The organism is Mesorhizobium sp. M0062 (genome assembly GCF_040323125.1).
Taxonomy (GTDB): domain Bacteria; phylum Pseudomonadota; class Alphaproteobacteria; order Rhizobiales; family Rhizobiaceae; genus Mesorhizobium.
Genome location: NZ_JAMYUO010000009.1, coordinates 192867 through 211263, shown reverse-complemented (window position 1 = coordinate 211263; position 18397 = coordinate 192867). Strand labels below are relative to the sequence as shown.

The 18397-nt window shown below is 64.2% G+C and carries 16 protein-coding genes; 9 read left to right on the top strand and 7 right to left on the bottom strand.

Annotated features, from left to right (window positions below; genetic code table 11):
* Positions 1-183: 183 nt before the first annotated feature.
* Entirely contained in the window at positions 184-1161 is a 978-nt protein-coding gene (gene cbiB / locus NKJ64_RS13995; protein WP_352462787.1) for an adenosylcobinamide-phosphate synthase CbiB, read from the bottom strand.
* Between cbiB and cobD the strand changes: the two genes are divergently transcribed.
* On the top strand, positions 1160-2215 hold the full coding sequence (gene cobD / locus NKJ64_RS13990; RefSeq protein ID WP_352462793.1) for a threonine-phosphate decarboxylase CobD: 1056 nt from the start codon (positions 1160-1162) through the stop codon (positions 2213-2215). The genes cbiB and cobD overlap by 2 nt on opposite strands.
* Positions 2212-2721, top strand: a complete 510-nt coding sequence (locus NKJ64_RS13985; RefSeq protein WP_023690280.1) for a tyrosine phosphatase family protein — start codon at positions 2212-2214, stop codon at positions 2719-2721. The genes cobD and NKJ64_RS13985 overlap by 4 nt, the downstream gene beginning before the upstream one ends.
* 9 nt (positions 2722-2730) lie before the next feature.
* Here the strand turns inward: NKJ64_RS13985 and NKJ64_RS13980 are convergent, their stop codons facing one another.
* Both NKJ64_RS13980 and NKJ64_RS13975 read right to left on the bottom strand, forming a co-directional pair.
* A complete protein-coding gene (locus NKJ64_RS13980) occupies positions 2731-3534 on the bottom strand; it encodes a creatininase family protein (RefSeq protein WP_023670776.1) in 804 nt (267 codons plus the stop codon).
* 53 nt (positions 3535-3587) lie between these two features.
* Positions 3588-3971: a RidA family protein gene (locus NKJ64_RS13975; protein WP_023670775.1), complete on the bottom strand. Its 384-nt coding sequence runs from the start codon at positions 3969-3971 to the stop codon at positions 3588-3590.
* A gap of 255 nt (positions 3972-4226) precedes the next feature.
* Between NKJ64_RS13975 and NKJ64_RS13970 the strand changes: the two genes are divergently transcribed.
* The 7 genes from NKJ64_RS13970 (at position 4227) to NKJ64_RS13940 (ending at position 11249) form a co-directional block, all read left to right on the top strand.
* Positions 4227-5231: an ABC transporter substrate-binding protein gene (locus NKJ64_RS13970; protein ID WP_023670774.1), complete on the top strand. Its 1005-nt coding sequence runs from the start codon at positions 4227-4229 to the stop codon at positions 5229-5231.
* Positions 5232-5233: 2 nt separating this feature from the next.
* Positions 5234-6058 carry an ABC transporter ATP-binding protein gene (locus NKJ64_RS13965; protein WP_352462786.1) on the top strand — a complete coding sequence of 275 codons (825 nt, stop codon included), beginning with the start codon at positions 5234-5236 and terminating at the stop codon, positions 6056-6058.
* Entirely contained in the window at positions 6045-6896 is an 852-nt protein-coding gene (locus NKJ64_RS13960) for an ABC transporter permease (RefSeq protein WP_023690276.1), read from the top strand. The genes NKJ64_RS13965 and NKJ64_RS13960 overlap by 14 nt, the downstream gene beginning before the upstream one ends.
* Before the next feature lie 199 nt (positions 6897-7095).
* A complete protein-coding gene (locus tag NKJ64_RS13955; protein WP_352462785.1) occupies positions 7096-8397 on the top strand; it encodes a cytosine deaminase in 1302 nt (433 codons plus the stop codon).
* A complete protein-coding gene (locus NKJ64_RS13950; protein WP_031249166.1) occupies positions 8397-9800 on the top strand; it encodes an FAD-binding oxidoreductase in 1404 nt (467 codons plus the stop codon). The genes NKJ64_RS13955 and NKJ64_RS13950 overlap by 1 nt, the downstream gene beginning before the upstream one ends.
* A gap of 286 nt (positions 9801-10086) precedes the next feature.
* Positions 10087-10668: an NAD(P)H-dependent oxidoreductase gene (locus tag NKJ64_RS13945; protein WP_352462784.1), complete on the top strand. Its 582-nt coding sequence runs from the start codon at positions 10087-10089 to the stop codon at positions 10666-10668.
* Positions 10668-11249 (top strand): NAD(P)H-dependent oxidoreductase, encoded by a 582-nt coding sequence (locus NKJ64_RS13940; protein WP_352462783.1) that lies wholly within the window; start codon positions 10668-10670, stop codon positions 11247-11249. The genes NKJ64_RS13945 and NKJ64_RS13940 overlap by 1 nt, the downstream gene beginning before the upstream one ends.
* A 168-nt stretch (positions 11250-11417) precedes the next feature.
* Here NKJ64_RS13940 and NKJ64_RS13935 read toward each other — a convergent pair whose 3' ends face one another.
* The 4 genes from NKJ64_RS13935 to NKJ64_RS13920 are packed head-to-tail and all read right to left on the bottom strand — an operon-like array spanning position 11418 to position 18392.
* Positions 11418-13865 carry a GcvT family protein gene (locus NKJ64_RS13935; RefSeq protein ID WP_352462782.1) on the bottom strand — a complete coding sequence of 816 codons (2448 nt, stop codon included), beginning with the start codon at positions 13863-13865 and terminating at the stop codon, positions 11418-11420.
* Positions 13862-15043 carry a pyridoxal phosphate-dependent aminotransferase gene (locus NKJ64_RS13930; protein ID WP_352462781.1) on the bottom strand — a complete coding sequence of 394 codons (1182 nt, stop codon included), beginning with the start codon at positions 15041-15043 and terminating at the stop codon, positions 13862-13864. The genes NKJ64_RS13935 and NKJ64_RS13930 overlap by 4 nt, the downstream gene beginning before the upstream one ends.
* Positions 15043-15942, bottom strand: a complete 900-nt coding sequence (locus NKJ64_RS13925; RefSeq protein ID WP_352462780.1) for a homocysteine S-methyltransferase family protein — start codon at positions 15940-15942, stop codon at positions 15043-15045. The genes NKJ64_RS13930 and NKJ64_RS13925 overlap by 1 nt, the downstream gene beginning before the upstream one ends.
* Positions 15939-18392, bottom strand: coding sequence for a GcvT family protein (locus NKJ64_RS13920; RefSeq protein WP_352462779.1), 2454 nt, complete (start codon positions 18390-18392; stop codon positions 15939-15941). The genes NKJ64_RS13925 and NKJ64_RS13920 overlap by 4 nt, the downstream gene beginning before the upstream one ends.
* Between the last annotated feature and the right edge of the window lie 5 nt (positions 18393-18397).

The following is an 18397-nucleotide window of genomic DNA, read 5'->3' as shown; positions in this document are numbered from 1 at the left end:
TTTTTTTATACCCCTATTGTTTTGTGCGCCACACCCACCTCTCCACCCCCCCCGTGTGGGGGGGTGGCCCCCCGCCCCCCGGTGTGGGGGGGGGGGGTTCTCGTAGTACGCAGTCCCCCACCCCGGCGCTTCGCGCCGACCCTCCCCACAAGGGGGAGGGTAAAGGAAGGCGACGGTAAGCTCTCAGAACGTCACCGCGATAAGCACCGCCGACAGCAACCCGAACAGCCCAATCAGCAGATAGTCCGCCACCTGGTACAATTTCAGCGCCTGCCTGATGTCCTGGCTTTCCGCCGCGCGCCTACCGCCTTCGCCCATATAGGCGTCCTCGACGATGACGCCGCCATAGCTGCGCGGGCCGGCGAGCGCCAAGCCGAGCGCGCCAGCCATCGCCGCCTCCGGCCAGCCGGCATTGGGCGAGCGGTGCTTTTTGGCGTCGCGCCGCATTGCTTGCCAGGCGTTGCGGGGATCGGCGCCGTCAACGAGAAAGGCGGCGGCAACGATCAGCAACGCGGTCAGCCGGGACGCCGGCAGGTTGATCCAGTCGTCGAAGAGTGCCGCCGCGCGGCCGAAGGCCTCGTGGTGCGGGGTGCGGTGGCCGATCATCGAATCGGCGGTGTTGGCGGCCTTGTAGGCGACGCCGCCGGCCAGACCGCAGACACCTGTCCAGAAGGCGGGCGCAACGATGCCGTCGGAGAAATTCTCGGCCAGGCTTTCGATGGCGGCGCGGCTGACGCCGGCATGGTCGAGCTTCTCTGGGTCGCGGCCGACGATGCGCGCAACCGCAATGCGGCCGAGCGCCAGCCCGCCGGTATCCAGCGAATCGGCCACCGCCTCGACATGTTCGGTAAGGCTCTTTTGCGACAGCAGCGACGAGGCCAGGATTGCCGTGATGATCATGCCGGCAGGAAAGAGCTGCCAGAGCAGGATTTGCACGATGAAGGCGATTGCCGCCGGCACCAGCACGATCACCAGCAGCGCCTGCACGCCGCGGCGGCGACGCAGCGCGTCGGAATCAGTGTCGCGGTTGAGCCTGAGGTCGAGAAAGGCTATCAGCCTGCCGAACCAGGTGACGGGATGGCCGACGGCACGGAACAGCCAGTCCGGGTAACCCAGGATGCGTTCGATGGCCAGCGACAGGAAAGCGATCAGGATCGACATGAAGCTTTCTGATGGAGCGATTACTGTGGTGGATCACGGTGGATCCCTTGGCCGGGCGAGGGCGCTCTTCCCTCACGCGCCACAACCTTTCGTCGATCTCTCGACAGGTATCAATCCGCACTCCTACCCGCTTTTCGAGCTGCCCGCCACCGCCCTGTCACGATTGCCGGAAGCCGCGCGCCTGCGTGAGCTGGCCAGGGTCGCGGCCGGCGCCTATGGCGCGCCTTCGGACGAGAATGTGGCGGTCGCCCCGGGCACGCAGATCCTGCTGCCGCGCGTCGCCTCGCTGGTCAGCCCCGGCAAGGCGCTGGTGCTCGGGCCGACCTATGCCGAGCATGCCAGGGCCGCCGCGATTGCCGGCCATGCGGTGGCGGAGGTCGACGATTTCGAGGCGCTTGCCGGAGCCGAAATTGCCATCGTCGTCAATCCCAACAATCCCGACGGGCGAGTCGTGTCGCGGGAAAGGCTGCTTCGGCTTGCCGAGACATTGCGCGCCATAGGCGGTCTGCTGGTCGTCGACGAAGCCTTCATGGATGTCGGCCCGCACGCGGAAAGCCTGGCCGGCGATGTCGGGCGGGGCGGCATGGTCGTGCTGCGCTCGTTTGGCAAGTTCTTCGGTCTCGCCGGCCTGCGGCTCGGCTTCGCACTTTCCGATGCAGCGACGGTCGAAAGGCTTGAAACGCAATTCGGCCCTTGGGCGGTCGCCGGCCCAGCGCTCGAATACGGCATCCGCGCGCTTGCCGACAGCGGCTGGCAGGCCGACATGCGGCGGCGGCTGGCGCAGGATGCGGCGCGGCTCGATGCGCTGCTTTCGCGCTTTGGCGTTGCTGTCGCCGGCGGCACGACGCTGTTTCGCTATCTCCGGCTTGCCGATGCACCGGGGCTGTTTTCGACGCTCGGCGAGCGCGGCATATTGCTCAGGCATTTTTCCGAGCGTCCCCAGGTGCTCCGCGCGGGGCTGCCTGGAAGTCAGGAGGAATGGCAGCGGCTCGAATCGGCGCTTGCCGACTGGCACGCACGGCGCGACGATGGGTCGAAGGAGATCGCGCCATGATCCATATCTGTTCGCTGGCAAAGCTTGAGGAGACGGTGGCCAAAAGCGGCGCCGAGCGCGTGCTGTCGCTGCTCGCTGCCGGCACCGAGGTGACGCGGCCGGCCTCAATCGCGAGGGAAAACCACCTGCATCTGGTCATGCACGACATCGCGGTGGCGCAGGACGGCATGACCATGCCCGGCGAAGGCCATGTGCGCAATCTGCTCGATTTCGCCCGGAAATGGGACCGCGCCAAACCCATGGTCGTCCATTGCTATGCCGGCATCAGCCGCTCGACCGCCTCGGCCTATATCATTGCGGCGGCGCTCGCCCCGAAGCGCGACGAAGTCGAACTTGCGCAGACATTGCGGAAGCTTTCGCCCTCGGCGACACCCAATCCACGGTTGATCGCCGTCGCGGATGCTCTGCTCTCACGACAAGGCCGCATGATCGAAGCGATCGAGGCGATCGGACGCGGCGCCGATGCTTTTGAGGGTACGCCTTTCGTGTTGAAGATCGACGGCTAAGGCGGCCCGCTATGCCAGCCAGTCGGCAAGCTTCGCCTTGCGCACATCCTTCAACAGGGTGATGAAGCCGTCGGCCTGATGCTCCGCCGTCAGTCGGCCTTTCTCGGCCGTGGCAATGCTGGCATCGCCGACCACGCCGTTGGGGTTGAGATCCCCAGCGATCCAGGCGAAAGCGTGCGTTCCGGTGTGGCGCAGCAGCGCAAATTCGGTTTCGGCGCGGGCGACCTTGGAGGCGAAATTGTCGGCCTTGGCCATGTCGACTAACTCCGGGCGAAAATGCAGCATCAACGAGGTCTCGACGTCGCCGCCATGGATGCCATGGCGGTCTTCCAGCTCGGTGTACATGCCGGCGGGGCGGCCGAAGCGCTGCCAGCTGGTCTTCACCGCCAGCATCCTCTCACGCACGCGCAGCTCGCGCGTGACGATGCCCATGATCTCTTCATTGCCGCCATGCGAGTTGACGACGATCAGTTTCCTTACGCCTGCGCGGGCAACGGACAGGCCAAGCTCGGTCCAGGCATCGACCAGGGTGGCCGCCGGCAGGGTGAGCGTGCCCGGCGCCTGCAGATGCTCGTTCGACTTGCCGACCGTTTGGACCGGCAGGATGCGGATGTCGAGATCGCCGGGCAGGCGGGCGATGACCGTCTCCAGCATGCCGTTCATGATCGAGGTATCGGTTGATACAGGCAGATGCGGGCCGTGCTGCTCGATGGCCGCCACCGGCAGCACGGCAATCGTCGCCTCCGGATCGATCGCGGCGTATTCGGTGGTCCGGTAGTCGCCCCACCAAACGCGTCTGTTTGCAACGGTCATGTCATGCCTCTTGACTGTGAGGGAGACCTAGCGCGCCAAACGTCGCCTGTCGATCACCCAGCCGCAATCGCCTCGACCTCGACCTTGAACTCCGGCCGCGCAAAGCCTGACACGATCATCAGCGTCGAGGCGGGCGCGGGGCTGGCAAACAAGCGGTCGCGGACGTCCATATAGGGCCGCAGAAAGGCGCGGTCGGTGACGTAGGCGTTGATGCGCACGATGTCGCCTAGCCCCAGCCCGGCTTCAGCCAGAATCGCCGCTATGTTTTGAAAGCAGAGCTCGGCCTGCGCGCCAGCATCCTCGGGGATCTGGTCGTCCGCCGTGATGGCGACCTGGCCGGAGCACAGAACCAGCCGCTTGCCTGGCGGCACCTCGACGCCGTGGCTGTAGCGGGCGAAAGGCGGCTTGATCGACTTCGGCGCGAGGTATCTGAACATGGCAATCTCCTGTCTGCGAGACCAGCCTAAGACGTGACCGATAGTACGTTCAAGATGTGGTGCATGGCACAAGGGCGATTGTGGACAGGCGTCCAAAAAATAGGCACGATGCCTCCCGCACAGCATGACCCGTCCGGTGTTGGCAGTGACTGCCGCGCAAGCAGGCGGCCCGGGCGGTGGCATGTGTCTTGCTTCTTGGATCAATGGTGTCGAGCCCGGCGCGTGACGCTCCGGAGCCAACAAAGGGTGGTGTCGATGTACGGAAAACAGAAGATTTCAGCGCTTGCGGTCGCGTTGCTTGGAGCCGGCACGTTCGGCGCGGCAGCAAACGAGAAGGTCACCTTCGGCACCAACTGGCTGGCCGAGCCCGAGCATGGCGGCTACTACCAGGCCGTCGCCGACGGCACCTACGCTGCATGTGGCCTCGACGTGACGATTTCGCAGGGAGGTCCGCAGGTCAGCGGGCGGCCGCTGCTGCTGGCCGGCAAGCTCGATTTCTACATGGGCGGCAATCTGCTGTCGGCCTTCGACGCCGTCCAGCAGGGCATCCCGATGCGCGTCGTCGCCGCCGATTTCCAGAAGGACCCTCAAGTCATCATGTCCCACCCGGGGCAGGGGCTGGACAAGTGGGAGGATTTGAAGAACGCCGACCAGTACATTCTCGGCGACGAGGGCGTCCAGACCTTCTTCCAGTGGATGGTCATCGAACTCGGTTTCGATGCCGCCAAGCGCGTGCCCTACACCTACAACACCGCTCCATTCCTGGCCAACAAGAAGTCGATCCAGCAGGGTTACGTCACCTCGGAGCCTTTTGCGGTCAAGAAGGAAGGCGGCTTCGTGCCCAACCAGTTCCTGCTCGCCGACTATGGCTGGGACACCTATTCGACGACGATCGAGGTGATGCAGGACACGATCGACAAGCGGCCGGAGGTGGTCCAGTGCTTCGTCGATGGCTCGGCCAAGGGCTGGTACAACTACCTCTACGGCGACAACAAGGCCGCCAACGAGATGATCAAGAAAGACAATCCCGACATGAGCGACGAGCAGATTGCCTTCTCGATCGAGCAGATGAAGAAGTTCGGCCTGGCCGATTCCGGCGACACCGAAAAGCTCGGCATCGGCGCCATGAACGAAGACCGGATCAAGAGCTTTTATGACAAGATGGTCAAGGCCAAGGTCACGCCCGAGGGCATCGATATCAAGAAGGCCTATACGCTGGCCTTCATCAACAAAGGTGTCGGAATCGAGCTGAAGAAGTAATCGTGAAGCTGGAAAAGATGGCGCAGGCGCCCATGACGGCATCGGGTGAAGGCCCGATGCTGCTGACGCTGCGCCATGTCGGCAAGGTGTTTTCCAATGGCGTGACTGCATTGAGCGACGTCGATCTCGCCATCCGCGAGGGCGATTTTGTCAGCCTGCTCGGGCCCTCCGGCTGCGGCAAGTCGACGGCGTTGAGGCTGATCGCGGGCCTGTCGACGCCGACATCCGGTCAACTCGACTGGGGCGGTTCGATCGACCGCGCCAATATCGGCTTCGTCTTCCAGGAACCGACGCTGCTGCCCTGGGCCAATGTCTTCGACAATGTCTGGCTGCCGCTCAGGCTGAAAGGCGCGTCGCGCGCCAAGGCGGCGCCGGCGGTGACGGAGATGCTGGAGCGGGTGCACCTGACCGGTTTCGAAAACGCCGTGCCGCGCGAGCTTTCCGGCGGGATGAAGATGCGCGTCTCGATCGCACGCGCCATGGTGACGAAGCCGCGCATTCTGTTGATGGACGAGCCGTTCGCCGCACTCGACGAGATCACCCGCTTCAAGCTCAACAACGATCTTCTGGAGCTGTGGCAGGACGAGCGCTTCACCGTCGTCTTCGTCACCCACAGCGTCTTCGAAAGCGTGTTCCTGTCCAACCGCGTCGTCGTCATGGCGGCGCGGCCGGGCCGCGTCCATGCCGAGTTGGCAATCGATGCCGCCTATCCACGCGACGAGGTGTTTCGCACCTCGCCCGACTATGCCGCGCTCTGCCGCCAGGCCTCGGACATCCTGGTCAACGCCATCAACACATCAGCCGGACCGCACCATGACGGCCATTGATCAGAATGCCGCAACGCTCGACGCGGAAGAGGCCGGCCGCGTACGCCAGGAGCGGCTGGAGCGGATCGGCCGGTGGGTCTTGCCTTTGGCGATCATGATCCTGGCGATCTGGCTGTGGGACCGCATTTGCGTGTGGAACGCGATCCCGCAATATATTCTGCCGCGCCCCGGCGTGGTGCTGTGGACGCTCTATAGCGATGCCGGGCTCCTGTTCTCCGCGCTGCTGGTCACGTTGCGCATAACCTTTCTCAGCCTGCTGCTCGCGGTCGTCGGCGGCGTCGGACTGGCGGTGCTGTTTGCGCAATCGAAATGGGTGGAGATGTCGTTCTTTCCCTTCGCCATCGTGCTGCAGGTAACGCCGATCGTGGCGGTCTTCCCGCTCATCAACATCTATGTGGACAACCAGACGGTGAAGCTTTTGCTTTGCGCCTGGATCGTTGCGTTCTTCCCGATCCTGTCCAACACCACGCTCGGCCTCAATTCGGTCGACCGCAATCTGCGCGACATGTTCAAGCTCAACGGCGCGACGCGCTGGCAGCAATTGCGCTATCTCAGACTGCCGGCGGCCATGCCGTATTTTCTAGGAGGCTTGAAGATCGCCGGCGGTCTGTCGCTGATCGGCGCCGTGGTGGCCGAGTTCGTCGCCGGCGCGCAGGGACAATCCTCAGGGCTCGCCTCGCGCATCATCGAGGCCGGCTACCGCCTCAACGCGCCAAGGCTTTTCGCGGCGCTGATCCTGATCTCGCTCACCGGCATATTGATCTTCCTGGTGCTGTCGCTCGTGTCGCATCTCATCCTGCGCCGCTGGCACGAGAGCGCGCTGAAGCATGAGCGGTAGGGGGGTTGGGTGACGTGATTGAGATGCTGGCGCGAAACACCCCCCTCTGGCCTGCCGGCCATCTCCCCCTCAAGGGGGGAGATTGGACGTCATCCGGGATTTCGCCAATTATCGACGTTGGAAGACGGGTGCTGTCGGAAAAGCTGCCAATCTCCCCCCTTGAGGGGGAGATGCCCGGCAGGGCAGAGGGGGGCGGTCCTTGATACCGACCTCTGGCTCGTACCATCTCACCAACGTCCGCCTTCACCGGTCGCTGACATCAGGTCTTGCCCCCACTTACGACACCGACGGTTTCGCGCTGGCCGACATCGCCGTCGCCGACGGTAAGCTCTCCAGCATCGCCGCGCACAAGAAATCAAAAGCGCCAGCCACCGCCATCGACCTTGCCGGCCGCATCATCCTGCCGTGCTTCGTCGACTGCCACACCCATATCGACAAGGGCCAGATCTGGCCGCGCAAACCCAATCCCGACGGCAGTTTCATGGGCGCGCTCAATGCCACCAGCGCCGACCGTGCAGCGCGCTGGAGCGCCGAGGACGTGGCGCGGCGCATGGATTTCTCTTTGCGCTCGGCCTACGCGCACGGCACCAAGGCCTTGCGCACTCATCTCGACAGCGTGCCGCCACAGGAGGAAATCTCCTGGCCGGTGTTCGAGGCGATGCGGGAGAAATGGCGCGGCCGCATCGAATTGCAGGCAGCCTGCCTGCTCGGCATCGAAGGCGTGCGCGACAGAAAGTGGTTCGAGAGGCTGGCCAAGCGTGTGGCTGCGGCCAAGGGCGTGCTCGGCGTCGTCACCTATATGGTGCCGGATCTCGAAGAGCTTCTCGACAAGGTGTTCGCCGAGGCGAACAAGCACGGGCTCGATCTCGATTTCCACGCCGACGAGACCGACGATATCGCGGCGATCTCGCTGAAGAAGATTGCCGAGGCCGCACTCTGGAACGGTTTTGAGGGCAACATCCTGGTGGGACATTGCTGCTCGCTGGCGCGCCAGCCGGACCTCGACGTGCTCGACACGCTGGACAAGGTCGCCAAGGCCAAACTTGCCGTGGTGTCGCTGCCGATGTGCAATCTCTATCTGCAGGACCGGCGCGCCGACCAGACCACGCCACGCTGGCGCGGCGTGACCTTGCTGCACGAGATGAAGGCGAGGGGCATTGCGGTCGCGGTCGCCTCCGACAACACCCGCGATCCTTTCTATGCCTATGGCGATCTCGACATGCTGGAGGTCTACCGCATGGCGACGCGCATCCTGCATTTCGACCATCCGGTCGGCGACTGGCCGCAGACGGTGGCGGCGACGCCGGCCAAGGTGATGCGGCTCGACGGTGTCGGGACACTGGCAGCCGGTGGCAGCGCCGATTTCATCGTCTTCAAAGGGCGGAGCTGGACGGAATTGCTCTCGCGGCCCGAATCGGATCGCATCGTCGTGCGCGACGGCCGAGCGATCGACAGGCAATTGCCCGACTATGCCGAGCTCGACGAACTGATGGTGGAATGATGGATGTTTCGGCGCTCAAACGCGATCTCGACGGGATAAAGCTCGACGACAATCCGGCCATCGTCCAGCAGAAGAGCCGCGACTTCTACTGGTACAGCCCGGTGCTGAAGCAGCAGCTCGACCACGTCACCGGCGACCTGATCGTGACACCGAAGACCGAGGCCGAACTGATCCGTGTGCTCGCCGCCTGCCACCGCCACGGCGTTCCGGTGACGCCGCGCGGCAGCGGCACCGGCAATTACGGTCAGGCGATGCCGCTATCGGGCGGCGTGGTTTTGAACCTTGCCGAGATGAACGAGATCAAGGCCATAGCGCCGGGCCGCGTCGTCACCGGGCCGGGCGCGATCCTCGCCGACATCGACAGAGCGACGCGCGCGCATTCCGGGCAGGAACTGCGGCTGTCGCCGTCGACCTACAACACCGCCTCGATCGGCGGCTTCATCGCCGGCGGCTCGGGCGGCGTTGGCTCGATCAATTTCGGCGGTCTGCGTGATTTCGGCAATGTGCTGCGGCTGCGCGTCGTCACCATGGAAACCGAACCGAAGGCGCTCGAACTCACCGGCGAGGATTTGCACAAAGTCACCCACGCCTATGGCACCAACGGCATCATCACCGAGGTCGAGATGCCGCTGACTGCAGCCTATGAATGGATCGACGTGATCGTCGGCTTCGACGCTTTCATGCCGGCAGCCCGCTACGGCAACGCGCTGGCACGCCAGGACGGCATCCTGACCAAGCTGATCACGCCGATCGCCGCGCCCGTGCCGCAGCTCTATTTCAAGCGCCACCAGAAGTTCTTCCGGGACGGGCAAAGCATCTGCGTCGTCATGGTTGCCCGGCATGGGCTAGACGCGTTCCTCGCCTTCACCCGCCGCGCCGGCGGCGAAGTCATCTTCAATGCGGCGACGGCAACGGACGAAGAGAAAAAGGGCCTGCCGCCGGGCTTCGAACTGGCGTGGAACCACACCACGCTCAGGGCACTGCGGGTCGATCCCGCGATCACCTATCTGCAATCGCTCTATCCGTTTCCCAACCAGCTGGCGCTGGTGGAGAAGATGGACGCGATGTTTCCGAACGAGGTCTTTTCGCATCTCGAATTCGTGCGCCTCGACGGCAACATCACCTGCTTCGGCCTGCCGCTGGTGAAATTCACCACCGAGGCGCGGCTCAACGAAATCATCCGGCTGCATGAGGAGAACGGCTGCCCGATCTTCAACCCGCACCGCTACACGCTGGAAGAGGGCGGCATGAAGCAGACGGATGAAATCCAGCTCGCCTTCAAGCGCGAGACCGATCCGCAAGGCCTGCTCAATCCCGGCAAGATGATCGCCTGGGAAAATCCGGATTACGACTATCGCTCGGGCCGGACTTTTTTGTTCAAGGGTTTGCAGAAAGCAGAATGAGCAGAGGTTTGAGCTTGAGCACCCCCCTCTGTCCTGCCGGCACAGGCCCTACGCTGCCGCTTCGGGCGTTCGTCGTTTGGAAAGCCAAGCAATTGGCTTCCCATCGGCTTCGCCGACCACTTCTCACCCCTCGCAAGGGGGGAGATTGGCAGCCTGAACGCCGCAGCCAATCTGACACGCTGACAATTAGTGAAAGCGATGCGGCAGTCCGATCTCCCCCCTTGAGGGGGAGATGCCCGGCAGGGCAGAGGGGGGTGCCTCGCGCCGACCCCGGCAATGCCTTCCCATGAAAGTCCTCGTCCTTTACGCACACCCGGTGGAGACCAGCTTCAATGCCAGCCTGCACCGCACGATCGTCGAGCGGCTGACGACCGCCGGCCATGAGGTCGACGATTGCGATCTCTATGCCGAGGATTTCGACCCCAGGCTGACGCGCGGGGAGAGGCTGGATTATCATAACCAACGCAGCCCTGCGGACCCGGCCGCGCCCCATGTCGAGCGTTTGCTGCGGGCTGAGGCGCTGGTGCTGTCATATCCCGTCTGGAACTACGGTTTTCCGGCCATCCTGAAGGGTTATTTCGATCGCGTGTTTCTGCCCGGCGTGTCGTTCAAATTGGCCGACGGCAAGGCGCAGCCGTCGCTCCACAACATCCGCAAGCTGACCGCCGTCACCACCTATGGCGGCAGCCGCTTCCGCGCCATGCTGATGGGCGATCCGCCACGCAGATTGGTCAAGCGGATGCTGCGCGCGACGATCGGGCCCGGCGCCTCGGTGTCCTACCTCGCTCATTATTCGATGAACCTGTCGACCGACGAGACGCGGGCAGCCTTCATGGCCAAGGTCGCGGCCGGGATGGATGAATTCTGATGCGCGTGCTGGTGGTCTATTGCCATCCGGTGCCCGAAAGCTTTTGCGCCGCGATCAGAGATGCCGCAGTCGATGTGCTGAAGGCACGCGGCTGGGAGGTGCGGCTGCTCGACCTCTATGCGGAGAAATTCGATCCGGTGATGGGCTGCGAAGAGCGACGCGCCTACAATGAGCGGGCGCCGGAGGATCCGGCCCTAAAACCGCATTTCGAGCATCTCGCCTGGGCTGAGGCGATCCTGTTCGTCTATCCGACCTGGTGGTACGGGCTGCCGGCCATGCTGAAGGGCTGGCTCGACCGGGTCTGGGCGACCGATGTCGTCTTCAAGCTGGGCAAGGGGCGCATCACGTCGCTGATGACACATGTCACCAGGGTCGGCGTCATTACCACCTGCGGCGCGCCGACCTGGTGGAGCGTCGTCGTCGGCCAGCCCGGCCGCAAGACCTTGCTGCGCGGTATGCGCGCGCTGTGCGCCCGCCGCTGCCGGACGTTTTTCCTGGCGCACTACCTGATGGACGCCTCGACGCCAAGGACGAGGGCGGCGTTTCTGGTGAAAGTGCGGGCGAAGCTGGAGCGGTTTTGAGCTTCTTCACCCTCCCCGTTGTGGGGAGGGTCGCGCAGCAAATGCCGCAAGGCGGCTTTTGCGAAGCGGGGTGGGGGTCTCGTAGGGCGCACCCCCACCCCGTCTCGCAATCGCCGCTTCGCTCCGACTGCGAGCCGACCCTCCCCACAAGGGGAGGGTAAAAAGGTGCTACATCCTCGTCCGTTCCGCCTTGGGATCGTACATCGGCTTCAGCGATGCTTCCGCCGCAAAACGCTCGCCGGCGATCTCGATCTCGTAGGACGAGGCCAGCACATCCGCCTCGCTCTCGCCCTGGCAGGGCACATAGCCCAGTCCGATCGCGCCGCCGAGATGGTGGCCGTAATTCCCCGATGTGATCGGGCCGACGATCTTGCCGTCGCGCAGGATCGCCTCGTTGTGGAAGAGCAGGGGTTCAGGGTCTTTCAAACGGAACTGCACCAGCCGGCGGGACAGGCCGGCTTCTTTTCTCTTCAGCACCGCATCGCGGCCGATGAACTCGCCCTTGGCGGTTTTGACCGCAAAGCCGAGGCCGGCCTCCAGCACATTGTCCTCGTCGGTGATGTCGTGGCCGAAATGCCGAAACGCCTTTTCGATGCGGCAGGAATCCAGCGTATGCAGGCCGCAAAGTTTCAGGCCGACATCGCCGCCGGCCTCGTCGATCGCCTCGAAGACATGAGCCGCCTGGTCGGTCGAGACATAAAGTTCCCAGCCGAGTTCGCCGACATAGGTGACGCGGTGGGCACGGGCGAGGCCCATGCCGATCTCGATCTCCTGGAAGGTGCCGAATGGATTGTTGTCGTTGGAGAAATCGTTGGGGCTGACTTTCTGGATCAGCTTTCGCGCATCCGGACCCATCAGGCAGAGCACGGCCTCAGCTGCCGTGACATCGGTGATGACTACGAATTCATCCCCGACATGCCGGCGCAGCCAGGCGAGGTCGCGTTGCAGCGTCGCGCCCGGCACGACGAGGAAGTAGGCGGTCTCAGATAGCCGCGACACCGTGAGGTCGCTTTCGATACCGCCGCGCTGGTTGAGCATCTGGGTGTAGACGATCTTGCCCGGCGCCACGTCCATATCGTTGGCGCACAGCCTTTGCAGGAAGGCACAGGCGTCGCGGCCTTCGACACGGATCTTGCCGAACGAGGTCATGTCGAAAAGGCCGACCTTGTTGCGGACCGCCAGGTGCTCCTCGCGCTGGTTGTCGAACCAGTTCTGCCGCTTCCAGGAATAGCGGTATTCGCGCTCCTGTCGCTCTCGCGCAAACCAGTTGGCGCGCTCCCAGCCGGCGACTTCGCCGAACACGGCGCCGCGCGCCTTCAGGTGTTCGTGCAGGGGCGAGCGCCTGACATTTCTGGACGTTGCCATCTGCCGGTAGGGGAAGTGATCCGCATAGAGCAGGCCGAGTGTTTCGGAGACACGCTCCTTGAGATACCTACGGTTCTTCTGGAATGGCTGGGCGCGGCGGATGTCGACTTCCCAGAGGTCGAAGGGCGCTTCGCCGTCATTGATCCACTGCGCCAGCGCCATGCCGGCGCCGCCGGACGAGACGATGCCGATGGAATTGTAGCCGGTCGCCATCCAGTAGCCCGACAGCTCCGGCGCTTCGCCGAGATAGTAGCGGTCGTCGGGGGTAAAGCTTTCGGGGCCGTTGAAGAAGGTGTGAATGCCGGCGGTTGCCAGCATCGGCATGCGATTGACGCCCATTTCGAGGATCGGCTCGAAATGCTCCATGTCCTCCGGCAACTGGTCGAAGCAGAAATCCTCGCTTATGCCGTCCATGCCCCAGGGCTTGGCCACCGGCTCGAAGGCGCCGAGCATCATCTTGCCGGCGTCTTCCTTGTAGTAGGCGCATTCATCGGGAACGCGCAGCACCGGTAGACGACCGAGCCCGGGGATCGGCTCGGTGACGAGATAAAAATGTTCGCAGGCATGCAGCGGGATGGTGACGCCGTTCTGGGCGCCGAGTTCGCGCGCCCACATGCCGGCGCAGTTGACGACGATGTCGGCCTCGATCGTGCCCTGGTCGTCGCCTTGCGCCCACGACACGCCGGTGACGCGACCGGCTTTGGTGTGGACCTTGGTGACCTTCACATTCTCGACGACTGTGGCGCCGCGCTGGCGGGCGCCCTTGGCCAGCGCCATGGCGATGTTGGCCGGATCGCACTGGCCGTCGAGCGGCAGGTGGACTGCGCCAACCACATCGGACACGTTGAGATGCGGGTACATCTGTTTGACTTCGGTGGGCGAAATCTCGCGCACGTCGACATCGAAAGCGCGGGCCAGCGACGCTTGCCGATAGATCTCGTGCTTGCGCTCCTCGGTTAGCGCCACGGTGATCGAGCCGACCTGGCGCATGCCGGTGCCGACTTCGGTTTCGGCTTCCAGCTTGACGTAGAGGTCGGCCGAATATTTCGCCAGCCGCGTCATGTTCTGCGAACCGCGCAGCTGGCCGATCAGCCCAGCGGCGTGCCAGGTCGTGCCCGAGGTCAGCTGCTTGCGTTCGAGCAGCACGATGTCGGTCCAGCCGAGCTTGGCCAAATGATAGGCTACCGAGCAGCCGGAGACGCCGCCACCGATAATAACCGCGCGGGCCTTGATGGGAATGCTTCTGGTCATGCGGCCTCGCGGCGATAGCCGGATGCGAAGCGGCGCAGGCGTTTTGCGGCTTCCTGAAGCACCGGTTCCGGTTGGCAGAGGCTGATGCGGATGTGGCCGGCAGCGGCCTTGCCGAAGCTGGAACCCGGCATGACGCCGACACTCTCCTGGTCGAGAAAGGCCCAGGCGAATTTCTCGTCGTCGGGCTCGACGGCGGAGATGTCGAGCATGACATACATGCCGCCCTCGGAGCCGTGCACGCTGACATTGTTCATGCCGCGCACGGCGTCGAGCAGGACGGTGCGGCGCGCCGCATAGCGTTCGGCGATCTCCTTGACGCCATAGCGGTTCTCCAGCGCCTCGGCGCAGGCGATCGAGATGAAGGCCGGCAGGCCGTAGGTCGTCACCAGATTGAGATTGGTCAACAGCGTGATCATCTGCGTCGGGCCGGTCAGCCAGCCCATGCGCCAGCCGGTCATGCCGTGGCTCTTGGACATCGAATTGATGACCAGCGTGCGCTCGGCCATGCCGGGCAGGCCGCGCGGCGAGATGTGCTCGCCGCCGCCGAGCGTCCAGTAGACCTCGTCCGACAGCAGCCAGAGATCGTGCTCGCGGCAGATCTCGGCCAGCTCTTCCAGACGCTCACGCGAATAGACGGCGCCGGTCGGGTTGTTCGGCGTGTTGATCAAAATGGCGCGCGTGTTGGGCTTGAGCGCCGCGCGGATCATCTCGGCGTGCGGCTGGAAACCGTCTTCGGCCGGTGTCTCGACGACGGTGAAGCTGGCGCCGGCGGCGCTGAACGTGTTGGGATAAGTCGCGTAGTAGGGCGCCACCACGATAGCGTGGTCGCCCTGGTCGAGAACGGCCTGCACGGCCGCGTAAAGGGCAGCCTGGCCGCCCGGCGTGGCGATGACTTGGTCAGGTGCCGTCTCGACCCCGGTGCAAGCGGTCGAGGCCGCCGCCATCGCCCTGCGCAGGCGCGGAACGCCGGGAAGCGGGGTGTAGTGGTGGTTGCTGCCGCGAACCGCCGTCACGCAGGCTTCGATCGTCTGGCTCGGCGTATCGAAATCATGGTCGCCGACCGACAGCATGATGATGTCCTGGCCGGCCTCCTTGCGGGCCCATGCCTCGGTGTGGACCTCCCAGCCATCTTTGCCCGAAGGCACGATGCCGGAAATGCGCGATGAGGGTCTGGGCATCAGGATACTCCCGAGATTTCGTGGCCGGCCTGTTCGAGCTGGTCGCGCAACGCGGCGATGTGGGCAGGGCCGACTTCGCAGCAGCCGCCGACGATGGTGGCGCCAGCGGCGACCCAGCCGAGCGCCTGGTCGGCATAGGCATCCGGATCAAGGTCGTGGCGTGCGTGCAGCACTTCGACCGTTCCGCCATGCTTGAGCGCTTCGACAGAGGTGAAGCCATTGGCATAGGCGCCGACCGGGCAGCCGAGGGCAATCAATTCGGGCAGTGCCGCGGCGATAGTTTCTGGCCGGCAGCAATTCACCAGGCGCGCTGCAACCGTCAGGCCGTCGAGGGCGTCCGCCGCTGCCGCTATTGTTTCGCCGCTGCGCAGCCGCGCCGCGCCGTGATCGGCGAGAGTCCAAGATACCCAGACAGGTTTGCCGCTTTCCGACGCAGCGGTAACGGCCGCACGGCCTTCCTCGGCTGAGGCCATGGTCTCGCACAGGAACAGGTCGACGCCATCGGCCTGCTCTGCGACGATGCGGCGATAGATGTCCAGCGTCTCCTGGAACGATATGGTCAGCGCCGGCGCATAGCTGCCGAACAGCGGTGACAGGCAGCCGGCGATCGCTGCATCACCTGCCTCGTCGCGTGCCTGTCTTGCCAATTCGATGCCGCGCTTCTGCAAGGGCTTGAAGAGGTCTTCTGCTCCTTCCCGCGCGAGCCGCTCCGGCGTTGCCGAATAGGTGTTGATGGTGATGACGCGAGCGCCGGCCCGGATGAATTCGGCATGCAGGTCACGCACCAGATCCGGCTCGTCGATCAGCACCCTGGCCGACCAGAGCGGCGTCGGCTCGGAGCTGCTGCGGCGGACCAGTTCCTGGCCCATGCCGCCATCGGTGAGAATGACTTTCTTCATGCTCTCAGTCTTTCGTTTTTCGGATCCCACAGCGGCTCGTCTTTCTGCACGACCGCCCTGAAACGATCGCCAAAAATTTCAATCTCGATCGCGGTATCGGGTTCAGCCAGGTCGGCGCGCAGCATGCCGAGCGCGATCGATTTGTCGATGCGATGCCCCCAGCCGCCGGACGTCGTCTCGCCGACGATCTTGCCGTCATGCCAGAGCGTCGACACGGACGGCGCGTCGCAATCGCCTGGGTTTTCGACCACCAGCGTGACGAAGCGCTTCTTCACGCCTTGCTGCTTTTCGTTCTGCAGGGCTGCCTTGCCGCGGAAGTCGGGCTTGTCCCATTTGACGAAGCGCTCGAGCCCGCCCTGCAGGACCGTATAGTCGGTCGACAGGTCGCCCTTCCAGGTCCGGTAGCCCTTTTCGAGGCGCAGCGAATCCAGCGCGTACATGCCGAACGGTTTCAGACCGTGTTTTTGTCCCGCCGTCCAGACGGCGTCGAAGATGGCGGCGGTGTCTCCCACCTTGGTGTGGATTTCCCAGCCGAGTTCGCCGGCGAAGGATACCCGCACCAGCTTCGCCCAGCGGCCGGCGATGGTGGTTTCCTGATGCGTCAGCCAGGGCAGCGAGAGATCCGCGCCACAGACCTCGGCCAGGATCTTGCGCGAACTGGGGCCGGCGAGGATTTGCGTCGAATAGTCTTCGGTTCTGTCGGTGAGGGTGAAAGCTGCGTCCTTCGGCAGGCGCGACTTCAGCCATTCGAAATCGTGCCACTGCGCTACCGCCGCGGTGATCAGCGTCATCTGCTCTTCGCCATGGCGCACCACCGACATCTCGGTGACGATGCGGCCCTTGTCGTCGGCGAAATAGGCGAGGCCGATGCGGCCGGGCTTGGGCACCAGGCCGGTGACCTGCAGCGCCAGCCATTCGGCTGCGCCAGGACCTTCGAGGTTGAAGCGCGAGAAGCCGGGCAGGTCCAGAATGCCGGCGGCGTCGCGCACCGCCAGGCATTCTTCGCGCACGCGGTGCTGCCACGGCCCGTCGCGGCGGAAGGTGAGTGTTGCTTCTTCCGACGTGTCGTCACCGGGTTGCGCATACCAGGTGGCACGCTCCCAGCCATTATAGGCGTCGAACTGGGCGCCGAGCGCCTTGATGCGATCGTGGATCGGCGACAGCTTGCGGTCGCGCCCGGCCGGCCAGGCATGTCGCGGAAACTGGATGGCGTATTCGTTGCCATAGATCTCCATGCCCTTGGCGACGCTATAGTCGGGGGCGGCCGCAAAGCTGGTGAAACGGCGCGGATCGCAAGACCACATGTCCCATTCGGTCTGGCCCTGCGTAACCCATTCGGCCAGCACCTTGCCGGCGCCGCCGCCCTGGGCGATGCCGAAGGTGAAGACACAGGCCTCGAACGCGTTGGGAACGCCGGGCATCGGACCGATCAGCGGATTGCCGTCCGGCGCGTAAGGGATCGGCCCGTTGATCACCTTGGACAGGCCGGCAGTGCCGAGAATCGGCACGCGGGCTACGGCATCGGCAAGGTAGTGCTCGAGACGGTCGAGATCGTCGGGGAAGAGCTGGAAGGAAAAATCCTCCGGCATCGGGTCGTTGTGGGTCGCCCAATGCGCGCGGCAATTGCGCTCATAGGGGCCGAGATTCATGCCGTTCTTTTCCTGGCGCAGATAGTAGGAGGTGTCGACGTCGCGCAGCAGCGGCAGCTTCTTGCCCTGCTCCTTCGACCACGCCACCAGTTCGGGTATCTCCTCGAACAAGATGTACTGATGGCTCATCACCATCATCGGGACGTCGCGGCCGAACATTTTGCCGACTTCGGCGGCACGGTAGCCGGCGGCATTGACGACGATCTCGCAGCGGATTTCGCCTTGCGGGGTGACAACCACCCATTCGTCGTTCTCACGGCGCACGCCCGTGGTCGGGCAGAAGCGGATGATCTTTGCCCCCATGTCGCGCGCACCCTTGGCAAGTGCCTGCGTCAGCTGCGCGGGGTCGATGTCGCCGTCGTTTGGATCATAGAGTGCGCCTTTCAATTCATGCGTCTCGATGAAGGGATAGCGGCGCTTGATCTCATCAGGGCCGACAATGTCGATGTCCATGCCCTGGTAGCGGCCCATGCCCTTGGCGCGCTGGAACTCCTGCATGCGCTCCTTGGTGTGGGCGAGCCGCAGCGAGCCGGTAATGTGGTAGTTCATGGGATAGTCGACGGCATCAGCCAAGCCGCGATAGAGCTCGGTCGAATAGCGCTGCATGTTCATCAGCGACCAGGACGACGAGAAGGTCGGCACATTGCCGGCGGCATGCCAGGTCGAGCCCGATGTCAGCTCGTTCTTTTCAAGCAGCACGCAATCGGTCCAGCCCGCCTCGCAAAGGTGGTAGAGCGAGGAGGTGCCGACGACACCGCCTCCGATGATCACCACGCGTGCCGTGGTCGGCAAACCGGCCATATTCT